Here is a 15878-nt window from a genome sequence, read left to right as displayed (position 1 = left end):
GCACACTTTATTACCATAGAATCGTCCTATGTCTGTCAGTACGTCTTGTATCAAGTTATGTCTGTTGGCGACCTTAGTCAGCAGCAGTTTCCTGTGCCACGCCGCGCATTCCGAGCTATCTCAAGCACTCACCACCAGCCAAGCAAGATTACATTCTCTATCTCAATCAGGCGGTCAGTTACCGCAATCACAAATAAGCTTAAGCAGTTCATCTTGGCTCAATGGCCTGCCGAGCATTAGCTTGAGTCACTTAGGTAGCCTAGATAATGGTAACAGCTACGAGCAGGAACTCTCACTCAATTTGCCAATAAAATCCCCTGCTTTGCACAGCAGCGATAAGCAAATTAAACAACTCACCCAAGGCATTCAGGTGCAACAAGCTGCGCTGCAAGGCCTGTATTTATCGGGATTATTGCGACAAAGCCTTTGGGAACATCGTCTTGCCGCAGTGAAACTGGCCCAGTTAGAACGCAAGAGCCAATTACTCGACAAACTCCATAATCAGCAAAAGCAACTCACAGATGCGGGCGAACTGCCGATTGCCCACATTCTCTTGTTAGAACGCGAACTGGTGGATATTGCACTGGAGCGGGTCGATCTTAATCAGCAACAGGCCGAGGCGCGTGCCCTCTATCAACAACTCACCGGACAAGAGCAAATACCGCAGAACATAGCCGAAACCGCGCGGCCACTTTCTGCCAACAACCAACCCAATGACATGCTCACGCAGCATCCATTATGGCAACTATTGAGCCTGCAGAAGCAGCAACAGCTGTTGATCATCCAGAGTCTGCAAGCAGGGAATAACGATCCTTGGGCAGTCTCACTCACGGCCAAAAATACCGCCGATAATCAAGTCGATGATCAACAGCTTGGCATCGCCGTTTCTGTACCACTGACCTTAGGTTCTGCACTATCACAAACCGAATTATCCCAATGGCAACAAGCCAATACCGAGCACACGCTCAACCTCGACCGTACCTATATCGAGCTAAAAACTCAGCTTAAAAAGCTAGAGCAACAGCAACAAAACTTACTCGACCAACAGACATTGCTAACCCAAGCCTTACACCTTAGCCGCACCATCACTGAAGAGCTGGCCAAGGTCAAAGACCAAAATCAAGTTAGCTACGAAGTCTGGCTGCGCCGCTATATGGATGCCCTCGATACTGAATCCCGCTTAGCACTGAACCAAGTCGCGCAGCAACAACTGCACTCCCAACAACTGCAAGCCTTAGGAATTTCATTATGATGGCCAAGTACGGCGCATGCCTTTTCTGTTTATCCGCCAGTGTTGCCACCTTAGTGCAGGCTGAATCCTTAACGATAAGTTCCCTCGGTAATTTAGACCTGAGCTACGTGCAACCACAGAAAGTCGCCAGTTATGAGGGCAGCCCGTTGCCAGCACAGGTTGAAATCCTCCCCGGTAATGATTACTGGATCAGCACGCCGGAGAATATCCAGCAGATCAGCTTTCTCGTCGGTCAAGGCCAGCTCGTCACTAAAGGCCAAGCGATTGTCAAACTGACTGGGCCAGAAGTGTTCCACTACCTCGCCCAAGTCGAAGCCGCCAGCAGCTTATATCAACTGGCCAAAAGCCGTTATGAGCGCAATAAACCCTTATTAAACAATGGCAGTATCAGCGCAGAAAAATGGCAAGAGATCAGCCAAGACTACTTCAGCACTCACCTCGAATACGAGCACATGCAGCATTTTATGGAGATAGTCAAAAGCACAGATGCCGCCACAGACTCCCTAGTGGTAGGCACGCCAGTGGCGGGGATCGTTAAACTCAACCAAGTGAATGGGCCTTATATGGCGGGTTCACAGCTATTCTCAATGGTGCCCAGCGACAGCATTCGCGTCAAGGTCAGTGTGCCTATGGGTCAGTCGCACTCGCTTTCGGCGGTGAATATCAATCAGTGCCATATCGCCATTGAGTCCGTGTCGGCCATCGCCGAAGGTGCCTTTGTGGCCGCTTGGTCATCACCCGTACCGCAGGAATGTAACTTACTGTTAGGACAACAGATCACTGTGATACCCGAGTATCAAAAGGCGGTGTATTTATTGCCTAAAAATAGCGTATTCAGTTGGGAGCAAGACAGCCAAGTCTTCACTAAAACCGCCGACACGCTCACCTCGATTACAATCAATATTCTTGGCTCAACCCCAGAGCAATATATCGTTGAAAGCGATCAAGAACTCAGCCAAATCCAAGTGTTATCCCAGTCGGTTGCCGCAGTCAAAGGCATAATGCTTGGCTTAGGAGGCGAATAAGATGTTGACCTCAGTCATCCGCTTTTCGCTTACGCAGCGCTTATTTGTGCTGATTGTGGCGCTGATCATCATGTTAGCGGGAGCGCGAGCCTGGTTTTCCATTCCCTTGGATGCCTTTCCCGATATTTCGCCCACCCAAGTGAAGATTATCCTCAAGGCGCCCGGCATGACGCCGGAGGAAATCGAAGCGCAAATTACCGTGCCGATTGAAACCGAACTGTTAGGTATTCCCCATCAATCGATTCTGCGCTCGACCACTAAATACGCCATCAGCGATATCACCCTCGATTTCGACGAAGGTACAGATATCTATTGGGCGCGCCAGCAGGTGAGTGAGCGCATCGCCGCCGTGTGGGACAGTTTCCCTGAAGGTGTAACGGGCGGCGTAGCGCCAATGAGTACGCCGCTCAGCGAAATATTTATGTTTTCACTCGAAAATCCCAATCTTTCGCTGATGGAAAGACGTCAATTACTCGAATGGGAAATCCGTCCGCTACTGCGAACCGTTGCAGGTGTCGCCGATGTGAATATCCTCGGTGGCTATGCCAAAAGCTTTAGTGTGACCCCCAAACCTGCGGCTATGGCGGCCGCGGGAGTAAGTTTTGCGGCGCTGCAACAGGCGATAGTGGAGAATAATCACAACGAAGGTGCGGGCAAGCTCACTATTGGTACAGATACCATCATAGTCCGCGCCGAAGGTCGCATCGATGATATCGACGAGCTCAAACAATTGGTGATCAAGGCCGATGATGCCAGAGTGTATCGACTGCAGGATTTAGCCGATATTCAAATTGGCCACTTAGCCCGCTATGGCGCAGTCACTAAGGACGGTAACGAAACCGCCGAAGCCTTGATCATCGCCCTAAAAGACGCCAATACCGCACAAGTGGTCAAAAACATTAAAGAAAAACTCGATCAAATCAGCCTAACCTTGCCAGAAGGGAGCCAGATAAACACCTTTTATGACCGCGCGAATCTGATCAATACCGCGATTGATACCATCTCCAATGCATTATTCGAAGCCGTAGTATTGGTGATCATCTTGCTGGCGCTATTTTTAGGCAACGTGCGCGCCGCATTGGTCGTGTCACTCTCGCTGCCTCTTGCCGCGTTGATGACGTTTTTGATGATGGATTACTTCAATCTTTCCGCGAACTTAATGAGTCTAGGTGGCTTGGTTATCGCCATCGGCATGTTAGTGGATTCATCTGTGGTCGTGGTCGAAAACATGGTGAATCTCATCGCGACTAAGCAGAGATTACCGCGGCTGCATTTGATTTTTCGCGCGACCAAGGACGTTGCCATTCCCGTGGTGTCGGGCACTGTAATCGTCATGATAGTGTTCTCACCCTTGCTGACCTTGAGCGGGCTTGAAGGCAAACTCTTCACCCCAGTTGCGGTCACTATCGTGTTTGCCATGCTGTCGGCACTAGTGTTGTCGTTAACTGTTATTCCGGTTATCGCTTCTTATCTCGTCAACGAAAAAGCCGCCAAGGAACCTAAGGCGATTGAAAAGCTTAAACAGCTTTATCTGGCCAGCCTCAAGAGCACGTTTAGCCATCAAAAACGCTTTATGGTGATCGCCTTTAGCTTGCTTATCGTCAGCCTAGGGCTGTTCGGGTTAGTGGGAAAAACCTTTATGCCGACCTTAGATGAAGGCGACATTATCCTGCAGCTGGAGAAATCCCCATCGATTTCACTCGAAGCTTCGATTGCCATCGACAAACAAATTCAGCAAACCTTGCTGGCTAAAGTTCCTGAAATCAAACAAATGGTGGCGCGTACTGGCGCGGATGAAATCGGCTTAGATCCCATGGGACTCAATGAAACCGATGTGTTCTTAGAACTTTTGCCCCGCAGTGAATGGCGCTTTGCCAATAAAGAAGCGCTTATCGATGCGATCCGCACTGTGTTATTGGACTATCCCGGCGTTAATTTTAACTTCACTCAACCGATACAAATGCGTGTGTCCGAAATGCTCACCGGCAGCATTGGCGACGTGGCGATTAAGGTCTTTGGTAATGATATCGACACCTTAGGTCTGCTCACGAGCCAAATCCAACAGCTGGTTAATGCCACCAGCGGCAGCGTCGATGTGAAAATGGCGATGATCGAAGGCAGTCCTTTTATCAACCTCACCTTAGATAACGAGCTCGCCCGTGGCTTTGGCATGAGCACCATGGAGTTTGCTCGCTACCTGAAAAGCCAACTCGAAGGCGTGATAGTGACCGAAGTGCTGCAAGGTAAGAAGCGCACACCCGTACTGATGGCTAACAATCAGAGCCACTTAAGCAGCATCAATGAACTTAAAAATCAATTACTGGTGATGCCAGATCACTCCTTAAAACGCCTTAGTGATGTCGCCACCTTAAGCTATAAGCAAGGCCCCATCCTTATCGAGCGTGAGCAAGGGAATCGCTTTTCAGTGATTACCACCAACGTGCAGGGTCGCGATATTGTGAGTTTTGTAGAAGAGCTCAACGCTAAAATCGCAAAGGAAATCAAACTCCCGAGCGGTTATAGCGTGAGTTTTGGTGGTGAGTTTGAAAACCAACAGCGAGCCACCAGCAATTTACTGTTAGTGATCCCCATTGCTATCGCACTGATCACTTTGATTTTATTCACCACATTTGGCTCGCTGGCCAAAGCGGGCTTAATCCTCGCCAACGTTCCCTTCGCTATGATGGGCGGCATAGTTAGCCTGTATTTATCGGGGGAATATTTGTCCGTGCCCGCCTCAGTTGGCTTTATCGCCCTGCTCGGCGTCGCTGTGCTCAATGGCGTGGTAATGGTCAGCTATTACGAACAAACCAAGCACATGTTCAGTCATCTGCGCGAACGGGTAGAACAAGGTGCGGCGCGGCGTTTACGCCCCATTTTGATGACGGCGACAACGGCCATGTTTGGTCTTATGCCGCTAGTGTTTGCCTCAGGTCCTGGGGCAGAAATTCAAAAACCTTTAGCGATTGTGGTGATTGGCGGTCTGCTCACTTCAACCATTACCACACTGTATTTACTGCCAATTCTGTATTTTTGGCTGGAGAAACGTAAATGAGCACAGAACAACTGTTAGTACTGATCGCCCAAAATGATATTAAGGACGACATAGTCGATACCTTGATAGAGTTAGAGTTTCTATCGGGTTTTAGCCTAGGGAATATTTGTGGTTTTAGCCGTGAACACAGCCATTTTAATATCAAGGAACAAGTGGAAGGTTATCGGGAGTTTTGCAAATTCGAAATCATGCACCCCGTTGCACAACAAGCCGCGCTGCTCGCTGCGCTGGCGTTGGTCTGCAAACATAATCCCTGTCGCTATTGGATTATGCCCATTTATCAAAATGGCACTTTGTCCTAACTCACTGCGCCATTAACCGCGTTAAATCTCGTCATCCGGCCTTATCGCTAAGGTCGGGATGCCTTATAAAATAGCTACAAAATTGGCGTTGGACGCCGCACTAAAAACCCACTCAGAATCGATAAAATGCAGTAAGCGGTAAAGAAGTAAAAACCATTTTCAAATTGCGCCTGTGTTTTTAACATTTCCCCCATGCCACCTGAGGCGTTCCCCGCCATAAAGGTGATGATCAGTGCTACCACAAACACATCGGCCATCGACCACTTGGCGAGTGCATTGACGACGGCATTAATCCTCAGTTTCAGGCCAATCGAGCTAACACATTGCTGTGCCAGCATTAAGCTCAACTTCAAGGCAGGCACCACCACACTGAATAACATGACTAATCCCGCGACGAGCCCATTACCAGAGTGATAAAGCTCGGTTACCGTTCCCCAAATACTACGAGTCTTCTGCAGCACTTGGACTTCACCTTTAAGGCTATTAAACCCAAGCAAACCACTGACCATGCTTAACATACCGCGGGCACTGTCACGCCCAGAGTCCTCATCAAAGCTTTGGGCAACTTGCTCTATGCCTTGTTCCGCCAGCTTGGCCTTATCGATACTGCCGCTGATACTCAAAATAGGTTGAGTCACCCCAGGGATTAACAAAGCCAAGGATAAGATAATGATAAAAATAGGAAATAGAGATTTCATAGCACTGTTCATAGCATTGCTCGACCAGAGAAATACTTTCAGTTTACGGTTTTTAGCGCAGGCTCTGCAATCATTCACACCAGCCATCGACTCAGATGACCGGCATTTAAGGTAGGATTTGAAGATTAATAGAAAGGAGTCGGATCGATATCTAATGTACTCGGTGACACACCGCGTTCAATATAAAGTTCAGATTTTAATAAATCCACCATAGCGACATCAGTGTAACGTTTTACTTTTAAAGAATAAAAACACTTTACGATTGGATGTAGCGCATCCCTATCTTTCGAGGCCCAAACAATACCAACACGACCATCCGACAATTCAACTAAGGAACCCACAGGGTAAACACCAATACAACGAATAAACTCATAGACCAATTCTTGATCCAAATGGAATGGCGTCAGACTGAGTAAAATTTTAAAGGCCGCGGCAGGGCTCATAGCCTCTTTATAACATCGCGTCGCTGTCAAAGCATCGAAGATATCGACTATACAACTCATACGGCCATGGCGGGGGATTTCATCACCCTTCAAACCCCTTGGATAACCTCTGCCATCTAATTTTTCATGGTGCATTAAGCAGATATCTTTACTGATCTGCGACAGACCAGTAGTTTCGTTCATAATTTCAAGCGCATACACTTGATGCAGCTTCATATGTTCGAACTCTTCCGGCGTCAGTTTGCCCGGCTTGTGCAGCACTTTATTGTCGACTTTAATCTTGCCAATATCATGCAAAATACCCCCGACCGCCATTTCCCGTAGCATGACACGATCTAGCTTTAAGTATTTACCAAAGGTAACCAGTAGAAAGGCGACATTCACTGAATGTTCAAGTAGATAGGCATCTTTTGAACGGAGTGCAGACATACATTTAAGCGCATCAGCATCCAACATCACTGACTCTATCATGGTATCGGCTAACGCTTCGAAGGGGGCAACTTCGATGGCTTTACCTTCGAAGGTCTCAGATAAGACTTTACGAATGAGGTCTTTCGCCTCGGTAAGCATGACTTTAGCTTGAGCTTGTTGCTTATCGCGGCTAATGAGTGCTTTTTTATTGTCGGTTTGATTATCGTTAGTGATTTTTTTCTTTAACCCACAATGTTCAGCCGAACGCTCGGCGTCTACCCAAACAAATTTAATACCGCTTTTGGCCAGTTTTAAAATCGCATCCTTGTGTTTAATTTGTCCTGCATTTGCAATAGCAAGTTGACCTTTATCATTTTTGTCTATGGCACTGACAAACATACCTAATGTCAATTGCGACACAGGTAATTTGATAAGTTCAACTGATTCTGCCGACTCACTCATATCTACAACCCCAAGGATGATGTGCCTGAATAAAATATCAACTTAACCATACGACATTAAAGCGACTTACGCTCAAATGTTCTGTTGTTATTTTTGATTATTATAGAACAGACGTGAGGGGCATTCTAAGACGAGGATTAGAAAATCACCATAGACTTTCTTGGTAAATAAAGGGGCTTAAACAAGATACGATGAAATCAGAGCTTAAGGTGTAGATTAGACCCATTTCAATCTCTCATTATTTCAACAAATGCCTAAGGGCTAGACATTCAAAACCTGCGCCCCTCACGCGCGAAAAGCTCACAACTACCCCACATAACGCTCAGCCATTTCAGTTGACTCTTCCACCAATAAACCATTACGTAAACTCAGTTGCCGTGACACTGCGCTGTGTTCAATGCTTCTGTGAGTGCTGAGCAAAATAGCGCAACCTTGGGAGCTTAACCGCTTTAGCAAGTACCACACTTTGCCGTAGTAATGCTTATCCATCCCCGCCAATGGATCGTCCAAAAGCAGCACCTTAGGGCGTAGACAGGCGAGTGACGCTAAGGCAATCAAGTGCTGTTGGCCGTAGGATAATTTGTGGGGCGACAGATGGGCTAAGCTAAATAAATCCAACTCGTCTAACATTTGCACCGCTCGCTCTTTGGGGAGCTCAAAGCGCCTAAGGCTAAACTGCATTTCGGCTAGCACGTTAGACTCGAATAATTGTCGACTCGGCCTTTGCATCAACAGTCCCAATTCAGCGCCATAAATCCCCAATTTAGGTCTTCGCCCTAGCACTTTAAGGGGAAGACGCTGCCTTAAACTGTGCACGCCCGCTATAGTTTTCAATAGACTCGTTTTACCAGAGCCGTTGTCGCCCACTAAGGTCACTATCTCCCCAGCTTGCAATTGGAATCCTTGTGGACACGCAAATAACGTGGGACAAGCATCGAACCCAAAATCAAAGGCTTCGGCACTGACCAAGACTTTGCCTAAATGCTCAAATTTAGCTTGATGTCGCCACGCAGGCGCTTCAATTTGCGGCGCATCGCTCACGGTATAGATGCCTTCGGACAACTTGCCAGCCTCTAACTGCCAATAATGCTGAATAATCTCGGCGAATGCCGAGGCGTTATGCTCAACTAATACTAGCGCCATACCATCTTGGATAAGATTGCGAAGCACGACCAGCAGCTCACTCACACCGTGATCATCGAGTTGTGCCCAAGGTTCATCGAGCAGCAGTAAATGCGGCTCTGACACTAGTTGGGCGGCGATCATTAAGCGATATTTTTGACCGAGGGAAAGCGTGCTGACTTGGGTATCGAGGCGCAGATACAAGCCCACACGCCGTAGTGCTAATTGCACTTTAGGTAGCATTTGCTCAGCGGGAATACCGAGGTTTTCTAAGGCGAGAGCCACCTCGGCACCAACGGTTTGCCTTAGTAGCTGAGTTTGTGGGTCTTGCATTACCAGACCCGTAACCAATTGAGGATAACGCCAGATGTCACCTTCATGCGGGCGATTTAACACGCCCGCCAGTAGGTTTAGCAGACTCGATTTTCCTGAGCCCGTAGGACCGCTCACGCAATGGCATTGGCCTGTACCAATCGCCAAGTTAATTTCCTGTAATACCGTCGGTAACTGGCTGCCATAGTTGAAGCTAACGCCTTCGAGATCTAAGAGTTTCATGCTATATCTGCCTATAAAGATCTAACGAACAGCCTATGACAAGGCTTCACCCTAGTCGTCTTTCATTCCCCACGGCGAGTCATACGTTAATAGACATCTAACTTGTCACGTAGAAAATTTAAGATGTGCAAGCTATTGTGGACCGCGATTATTCTGTCTCAACCGAAAAACGTTTAAAAACCAACCTAGATCGACTAATTACGACAAAGGGAAAGTACATTTAGCGACTAAGAGACAAAATGTCCACCGAGGGTGACTTGCCCGACAAAAAGACCCACTCAAGTCACATTTTTTATCAGCGTAAAATGAGACTATGGCGAAAGTCACACGATAGGGCCTTACATCTTGACACACTCGACCGTGGCCTTTAATTTGAGCGAAAGATTCTTATTTACAGACTAAAATCACTACAGGTAAATGGCTTGTAAAAGAGGACATTAACCTGAGTCGAATTTACTGACGCTGACAGAGTGACCTTCAGCTTTCGCCTTCATCCGTTATCTTTGGAGTTCTATTTGCCCGTTCATGCCCTGTCTGAAGACCTTAAGTCTCTCATCGACAAACTCATTCAATTAAAGCAAGTTCCACCGACGGAACCGATAGTGCAGTTGTCACTAAACACTGTCGCTATGCCTTTAATTTCATGGCTGGCATCCCAGGCTCAATACCCAAGGATCTACTGGCATGGGCGCGACAGAATCGAAGAAGTCGCGGCGATAGGGGCGTGCAAAGACTTTAGATTTGAAACCGGAATCAATGATCAGCAACTGGCCATGGCCTACCAAGAGCAGCGAGCCTTATCGACGAATCAGAATATTCGCTACTACGGCGGTGTTGCCTTTGATCGCACTATAGAGTCTTGGCCTGAGTTCGGTAATAGCCGCTTTATCCTGCCGCGCATTGAATTTAGACGCAGTGGGAACAAATTTAGCCTATTAGTGAATCTTAATTTTGCTGATAATGATCACCATAGCGAGATAGATAAGGCCATCGGCGCTATCGAAGCCGTCATGCCTGCTAAGCCACTCTCGCCACCTAAAAAGATCGTTCCACTTGGGCGCAGTGACAAACCTGATTTTGAACGTTGGAAGACATTAGTCGAGCAAGTGGTGGATCCTAAGTTCAATCAAGATACCCCAAAAGTCGTGTTATCCCGCTTAACACAACTTGAAGTCAACGAACCTATCGATCCTTGGATGGTGCTGGCTTGCTGGCAGGGCCGTAATCCCAATAGTTTTCAGTTTGGCTTTCAATTTAGTCCAGATCGCACTTTTATCTCTTGCTCACCAGAGCGTTTATTCCGCCGCCGTCAGCAGGAGCTATTTACCGAGGCACTTGCTGGTACAACGGTACGCGGTCTCAATCAAGAAGAAGATGTTGCGCTGGCGAACGCTTTATTAGAAGACAACAAAAATAGCGTTGAAAACCAACTTGTTCGCAGTCACATAGTGAATATGCTCACGCCGCTGAGCAATTATGTTGGCGCCGATGAATTAGCGACTATTTTTAAGCTGAACCATATTCAACATTTACACCGTGCAATTCGAGCCGAATTGAAACCGGGCGTGAATGATTTCCAACTGTTACAAGCCCTGCATCCTACTCCTGCAGTTGGCGGCTTGCCGCGGTATTCAGCGCTAAACTTTATTCGTCAACGTGAAGGTTATATTCGCGGTTGGTACGCCGGTGCCTGCGGCTATTTCAATAAATATGAGAGTGAGTTTTCGGTAGCGATCCGCAGTGCGCTGATCGAACCCGGTCGGATTAACCTATTTGCGGGTGCGGGAATTATTGCAGGTTCTGAGCCCGAAGCTGAGTGGCAAGAGCTTGAAAATAAACTCGCAACCATAATGTCGATTTTATTCGAAATGTAATAAGCCTAGTAAACATTAAGACTATTCAGCGCCGTCAGCCCTTCGTTTTTCAATCGTTTCAAGGTAAAGCCTGTCCTGTTCACCCGAATCGATTAAGCGCTTATGTGCAAGGTCAAAATGTTGTTTCAACATCTGGCCTTTCTCGGTGTTAGCGAAAACAAAATAGGTTTCGGCCTTGAGTACACCTTGAATAATCACAAAATTTTGTGGCGCCTTTAATTTAGGAACAAACGTAAGTAAATTAGGTTTGTAATCTAGCACGGCATCTATACGTCCAGCATTTAAGCTATTGAGCATAGTCAACATATCGCTACTTTCTTCGTAATACATAGGCACAGGTGTCAGCATATTGTATCTGTAGGCCAGCATGGCCTGAACCTTCTTGTGGGATAGGCTTTCAATACCAGTCCATCCTGCCGCCACCTCAGCAGTAACAGCCACATCGATAGAGTCCACTTCAACCATATTCTCTGTTAATAGCCCCTTTTTAATATCACCCTTGTAAACGCTGAGCGTGATATCGGTACGATTGTGCTCAACAAGATATAAACTGCGGGCAAAAGGCATAAACTGTACATTGAGCTGCCATTCTGGCTCAGGGAAAATCCGGTGAAGTAACTCGAAGTAGTAACCCGTTTTATCACGATTGGCAAATCCCTCCCACGTTGACGTTGCGACATTGACCACTATCGGCTGAGCGGCGGAAACAGATACAGGTAACACAGCTAAAAATAAGCAAAAAGTAGCAAAAAATCGTCTCATGGCTATCCTCCTTCGACGTATTCAAAGTGTAGAAGAGTTTTCATTCTATGTGCACATTTAAACAGCAGACTTGCATCTTAAAACTCGACCACTATAATGGCGACCCGATTTCAGCACGCTGTCACCGGCAATAAAGTCGTAAACATAATAAATTGAATATTAGCGGGTTCCCTCACCCCGCCCTACACAACTAAAAAGGCCACATATGTTAATGTTAACCACAGCGCAGCTTCGCCGCGCTTTATTCCTATTAGTAGGATTTCACATACTGATTATTTGCGTCAGCAACTACTTAGTACAATTGCCATTTCAACTGTTTGGCTACCACACAACTTGGGGGGCATTCAGCTTTCCGTTCGTGTACTTAGCCACAGATCTCACTGTCCGTATTTTTGGCCAACAAGCCGCACGAAGCATCATACTCAAAGCTATGATTCCCGCTTTGATGATTTCCTACGTGATGGGAGTGATGTTCCATCAAGGCAGCTTTCAAGGTGCTGATTCACTTGCACAGTGGAATACCTTTGTGTTCCGAATTGCCTTTGCCAGCTTCGCGGCTTATTTGATTGGTCAGTTGATGGATATTAAGGTTTTTGCCCGTATTCGAGCCAGTCGCTCTTGGTGGGTCGCCCCTGCAGCCTCCACCTTAGTTGGAAATCTGGTCGATACTTTAGTCTTTTTCAGTATCGCTTTTTACGCCTCTTCCGATAGCTTTATGGCAGCCAATTGGCCCGAAATCGCTACCGTTGATTACGGCTTTAAGCTAATCGTGAGCTTAGGCCTTTTCCTACCGGCATACGGTGTTTTGCTAAAAGTCTTACAGGACAAGATTTTGCGAGCCAATCCGCAAGAATCAATTTCCTGATTAACCCAACTGGCCAGACCTGTTATAATTTAACCAGTTAATAGCTCAGCCCTGCTCCTGTTAACGCGCGAGTGGGGCTGATTTTTTATGAGAGTAAACTATGTATTCTATTGAAATTAAAGCAGAGTCAAGTTTGACTCCCGAGTTAGCCGTTCAGCTTATCCAACTTAGTCAACAAATCCCAGAGCTCGATCACCCACTCACAAACGAAGTGTTGGACCAGCGCTTACAGGGCAAGACATGTTTGATCTTAGTCGCATACGTAGAAGGTGAACTTGCGGGTTTTAAACTGGGTTACGAGCAAGAAGAAACCATATTTTACAGCTGGTTAGGTGGAGTAGCATCCGACTTTAGACGTTTAGGCTTAGCGCAGAGTCTACTCGAATATCAAGAAACTTGGGCACGCCGCCATGGCTATAATCATATTCAGGTGAAGACGCTGAACCGCTTCCCTGCGATGCTTAATTTGTTGATCAGTAATCAATATTTAATTACTGAACTAACAGCCGATCCTAAAAGCTTAGTCGATCATAAACTGTATCTGTACAAGTCGATCTAAACCGTTAATGGATGAGAGCAAAACGATATTTGTAAAGATGTGCACTTTTTGCAATAAATAGCTTGCAAACACAATTGAGAATGATTATCGTTAACGTGCGTTCCAAAACTCATCTTTAACAACGATGACTGGTAATCGACGTTGTTATGGAGCTCCTGAGTTTGCAAGCACGACATTGCTCACACACACTCTTTGTGGCCGGACTCATCATCCGGCTTTTTTTTGCCTAAAAATCAGTAATGCAAAGCCACATAATACAAAGCCAGCAATCGCTCGACATATTTTAATTTAAACTTAATCAGCCAAATACAACACACTGCCTATCTAACGGGATAAGACTAATCTGCAGACATATCGCTGTAGTTGCCCGCAAAGTGTAAGCCATCGTAGGGATTATTTTGCTGATCTTCCTTCGCTTCATGATACAAACCTATGGTAAATAAAGACCCTTTACCCAAAGTTGAACTCACTTCTATCGTGCCACCAATCCGCTTGATAATGCCGTAACTGAGCGAAAGACCTAAACCAGTGCCATCCTTACGTGTGGTATAAAAAGGGTCGAAAATCCGTCCCAGCTGCTCTGGCGCTATCCCTGAGCCTTCATCTTCCACTTCGATTTTGACGCCAATCGGCATATCCTGCTGCACCCAGTCATAGGTTCGCACCCAAATACGTCCTTTACCGTCCATCGCATGCGCCGCATTCACTACAAGATTAATCAAGACTTGCAGCAACTGCGGACGATTAACCTGTACTGGACAACTGGCGTTTAACTCAGTGATCAGCACGACTTCTTGTTTTTGAATCGAATGTCGCACCAACACCAACATTTCTTCGATAATAGGAGTCATCGGATGCATTTCTAGTGGTGCGTTGAATTCGCCTGGTCGGCTGTATTGCAACAGGCTACGGATGATAGTGCTGATCCGCCCAACCTGTTGAATGACTAGATCAATTTCTTCTTTCACTACTTCTGCATTATCGCCAAGCTCGTAGCGCAGTAATTCCATATTGCCGAGGATAACGGCCGTCGGATTATTGATTTCATGGGCGATACCTGCGGTCAATTCGCCAAGAGCTGTGAGCTTCTCGTTAGTGACGAGCTGTTGACGCGTTTCGTTTAGTAATGCCACGTTACGTTGCAGCTCTAAGGTTTTATCCTGCAGGCTACGAGTACGCTCTTCAACCTTCATTTCAAGCTGTTCTGCCGCCGCTTGAATTTGGGCATTTCGACGCTGTAGCAAGTCAAGCATACTGTCAAATTGCTCGGCTAGGTTCGATAACTCGTTATCCCTATCTAATCCTAAGGCGCCAATACGAATATTACGCCCCGACTGCACAGCTTGTACAACATGGTGAATACGTTCAATGGGCTGCAATAAACTATAGGCGCCGCGATAAACCAGCAGGCCAGAGACCAACAGCACTAACATTAGAATCGTGCCTAGCTCTATGATATTGAGTAAATAATTATGGATAAATGGCGATTCAGAAAAGCCAGTATAGATCATACCGACACGTTGGCCGCGAACATCTTCCAAGGGGGCATAAGCGGAAATAAACCAATCGTTAAATACGAAAGCGCGATCGACCCACTGCTCGCCTTGAGTTAACACTTTGTCTTTCACTTCCTCCGACACTAAACTGCCAAGCGCGCGGCCCAGCGTCTCATTGCCTGTGGGATAAAAATGCAGCGGCACGTTGGTGGAAATACGGATGTTATCTAAGAAGATGGTCACAGTGCCGATGGAACGCTCGGGCAAGGTGCCTTTGTCGTATACCAGATCACGAATGTGGTCGACAATTCGAGTATCGCGATTAAACAAGATCCCACCATCGAGATACCAAGCCACTTTGCCTTCCATATCAGGGACGGGCAATAGGCTACGGCTCAATAAACCACGTTCTTCAACGGTTTTAACGGGGCTCTGCGCCCGCAAGGTTGCAACTATCGGAATGCTCGCAGTGATAGCCAATTCGGGATCGATACGTGCTAAACGCTCGGGCGGCAGCACCATCAAGCCGGAGTAAGGTAATAAACCGTCTAACTTAGGAAGGATTTGTCGTAAATCGGGGTCTGCGGCCGCTTCGGCAACACTAACTAAACGCAAATAATCGAGATTTAGCTGTTTTTTCTGTTCAAGAAGAAAAGCATCAATACTGGCTCGGTAGCTGACTTCGCCACTTAATTCTTTACCACTGAAAAGTGGCCTAAAGTCATTTTGAAAAGTCCAAGACGTCACCACACGTTCAAGTTGTTTTTCTTGGCGTACTTGCACTTGCTGCAAAGTGTTTTCGGCAACAGATAAGTCAGCTTTAACCTTCATAAACAGCTGCTTACCTGTATAACTGATGTTCCAGTAAATAGTGATAAACACTAAACTCACCAGTGTCAGTAGAATGGGCAGTAACGTCAGGATTAATATGCGATAGCGCACCTTGGCCTGCATTTGCTGCCAACTGACACCAAAAAAGTGAGTGAAGAATGACACT

Annotated in this window: 12 protein-coding genes; 7 read left to right on the top strand and 5 right to left on the bottom strand. The window is 46.7% G+C overall.

The annotated features are described in order from the left end of the window. Window positions 1-28: 28 nt before the first annotated feature. Genes L5M28_RS13385 through L5M28_RS13370 form a run of 4 tightly spaced genes read left to right on the top strand, consistent with a single transcriptional unit; the run spans window position 29 to window position 5634 of the window. Entirely contained in the window at window positions 29-1252 is a 1224-nt protein-coding gene (locus L5M28_RS13385; protein ID WP_263203580.1) for a metal transporter, read from the top strand. Then, window positions 1249-2277: a membrane fusion-like protein gene (locus L5M28_RS13380; RefSeq protein WP_263203578.1), complete on the top strand. Its 1029-nt coding sequence runs from the start codon at window positions 1249-1251 to the stop codon at window positions 2275-2277. Before L5M28_RS13385 ends, L5M28_RS13380 begins: the two co-directional genes overlap by 4 nt. A gap of 1 nt (window position 2278) precedes the next feature. Further along, on the top strand, window positions 2279-5332 hold the full coding sequence (locus tag L5M28_RS13375) for an efflux RND transporter permease subunit (RefSeq protein WP_263203577.1): 3054 nt from the start codon (window positions 2279-2281) through the stop codon (window positions 5330-5332). Then, complete coding sequence (locus L5M28_RS13370) at window positions 5329-5634, top strand: DUF3240 family protein (protein ID WP_105250730.1); 306 nt, start codon at window positions 5329-5331, stop codon at window positions 5632-5634. Before L5M28_RS13375 ends, L5M28_RS13370 begins: the two co-directional genes overlap by 4 nt. A 74-nt stretch (window positions 5635-5708) precedes the next feature. Here L5M28_RS13370 and L5M28_RS13365 read toward each other — a convergent pair whose 3' ends face one another. The 3 genes from L5M28_RS13365 to L5M28_RS13355 all read right to left on the bottom strand — a co-directional run bounded on the left by L5M28_RS13365 (window position 5709) and on the right by L5M28_RS13355 (window position 9325). Beyond that, a complete protein-coding gene (locus tag L5M28_RS13365) occupies window positions 5709-6344 on the bottom strand; it encodes a paraquat-inducible protein A (protein WP_263203608.1) in 636 nt (211 codons plus the stop codon). A 113-nt stretch (window positions 6345-6457) separates the two neighbouring features. Beyond that, window positions 6458-7648: an HD-GYP domain-containing protein gene (locus tag L5M28_RS13360; RefSeq protein ID WP_263162609.1), complete on the bottom strand. Its 1191-nt coding sequence runs from the start codon at window positions 7646-7648 to the stop codon at window positions 6458-6460. Between the two features lie 306 nt (window positions 7649-7954). Then, entirely contained in the window at window positions 7955-9325 is a 1371-nt protein-coding gene (locus L5M28_RS13355; RefSeq protein ID WP_263198573.1) for an ATP-binding cassette domain-containing protein, read from the bottom strand. Window positions 9326-9840: 515 nt separating this feature from the next. Between L5M28_RS13355 and L5M28_RS13350 the strand changes: the two genes are divergently transcribed. Further along, the gene (locus tag L5M28_RS13350; RefSeq protein WP_168826140.1) at window positions 9841-11199 is read left to right on the top strand and encodes an isochorismate synthase MenF; all 1359 of its coding nucleotides are present in this window, start codon (window positions 9841-9843) and stop codon (window positions 11197-11199) included. Between the two features lie 21 nt (window positions 11200-11220). Here L5M28_RS13350 and L5M28_RS13345 read toward each other — a convergent pair whose 3' ends face one another. Then, entirely contained in the window at window positions 11221-11961 is a 741-nt protein-coding gene (locus L5M28_RS13345) for a substrate-binding periplasmic protein (RefSeq protein WP_263203575.1), read from the bottom strand. Window positions 11962-12166: 205 nt separating this feature from the next. On the opposite strand from L5M28_RS13345, the gene L5M28_RS13340 reads away from it, so the two are divergent. Next, the gene (locus L5M28_RS13340; RefSeq protein ID WP_105250735.1) at window positions 12167-12826 is read left to right on the top strand and encodes a 7-cyano-7-deazaguanine/7-aminomethyl-7-deazaguanine transporter; all 660 of its coding nucleotides are present in this window, start codon (window positions 12167-12169) and stop codon (window positions 12824-12826) included. A 100-nt stretch (window positions 12827-12926) separates the two neighbouring features. Then, the gene (locus L5M28_RS13335) at window positions 12927-13385 is read left to right on the top strand and encodes a GNAT family N-acetyltransferase (protein WP_263203574.1); all 459 of its coding nucleotides are present in this window, start codon (window positions 12927-12929) and stop codon (window positions 13383-13385) included. 338 nt (window positions 13386-13723) lie between these two features. On the opposite strand, the gene L5M28_RS13330 is transcribed toward L5M28_RS13335, so the two are convergent. Next, the gene (locus tag L5M28_RS13330) at window positions 13724-15877 is read right to left on the bottom strand and encodes a cache domain-containing protein (RefSeq protein ID WP_105250737.1); all 2154 of its coding nucleotides are present in this window, start codon (window positions 15875-15877) and stop codon (window positions 13724-13726) included. Between the last annotated feature and the right edge of the window lies 1 nt (window position 15878).

This window comes from Shewanella sp. SW32 (assembly GCF_025653365.1).
Classification (GTDB): domain Bacteria; phylum Pseudomonadota; class Gammaproteobacteria; order Enterobacterales; family Shewanellaceae; genus Shewanella; species Shewanella oncorhynchi.
Note: the sequence above shows the minus strand (reverse complement) of the source record. Positions and strands in the feature narration are given on the sequence as shown.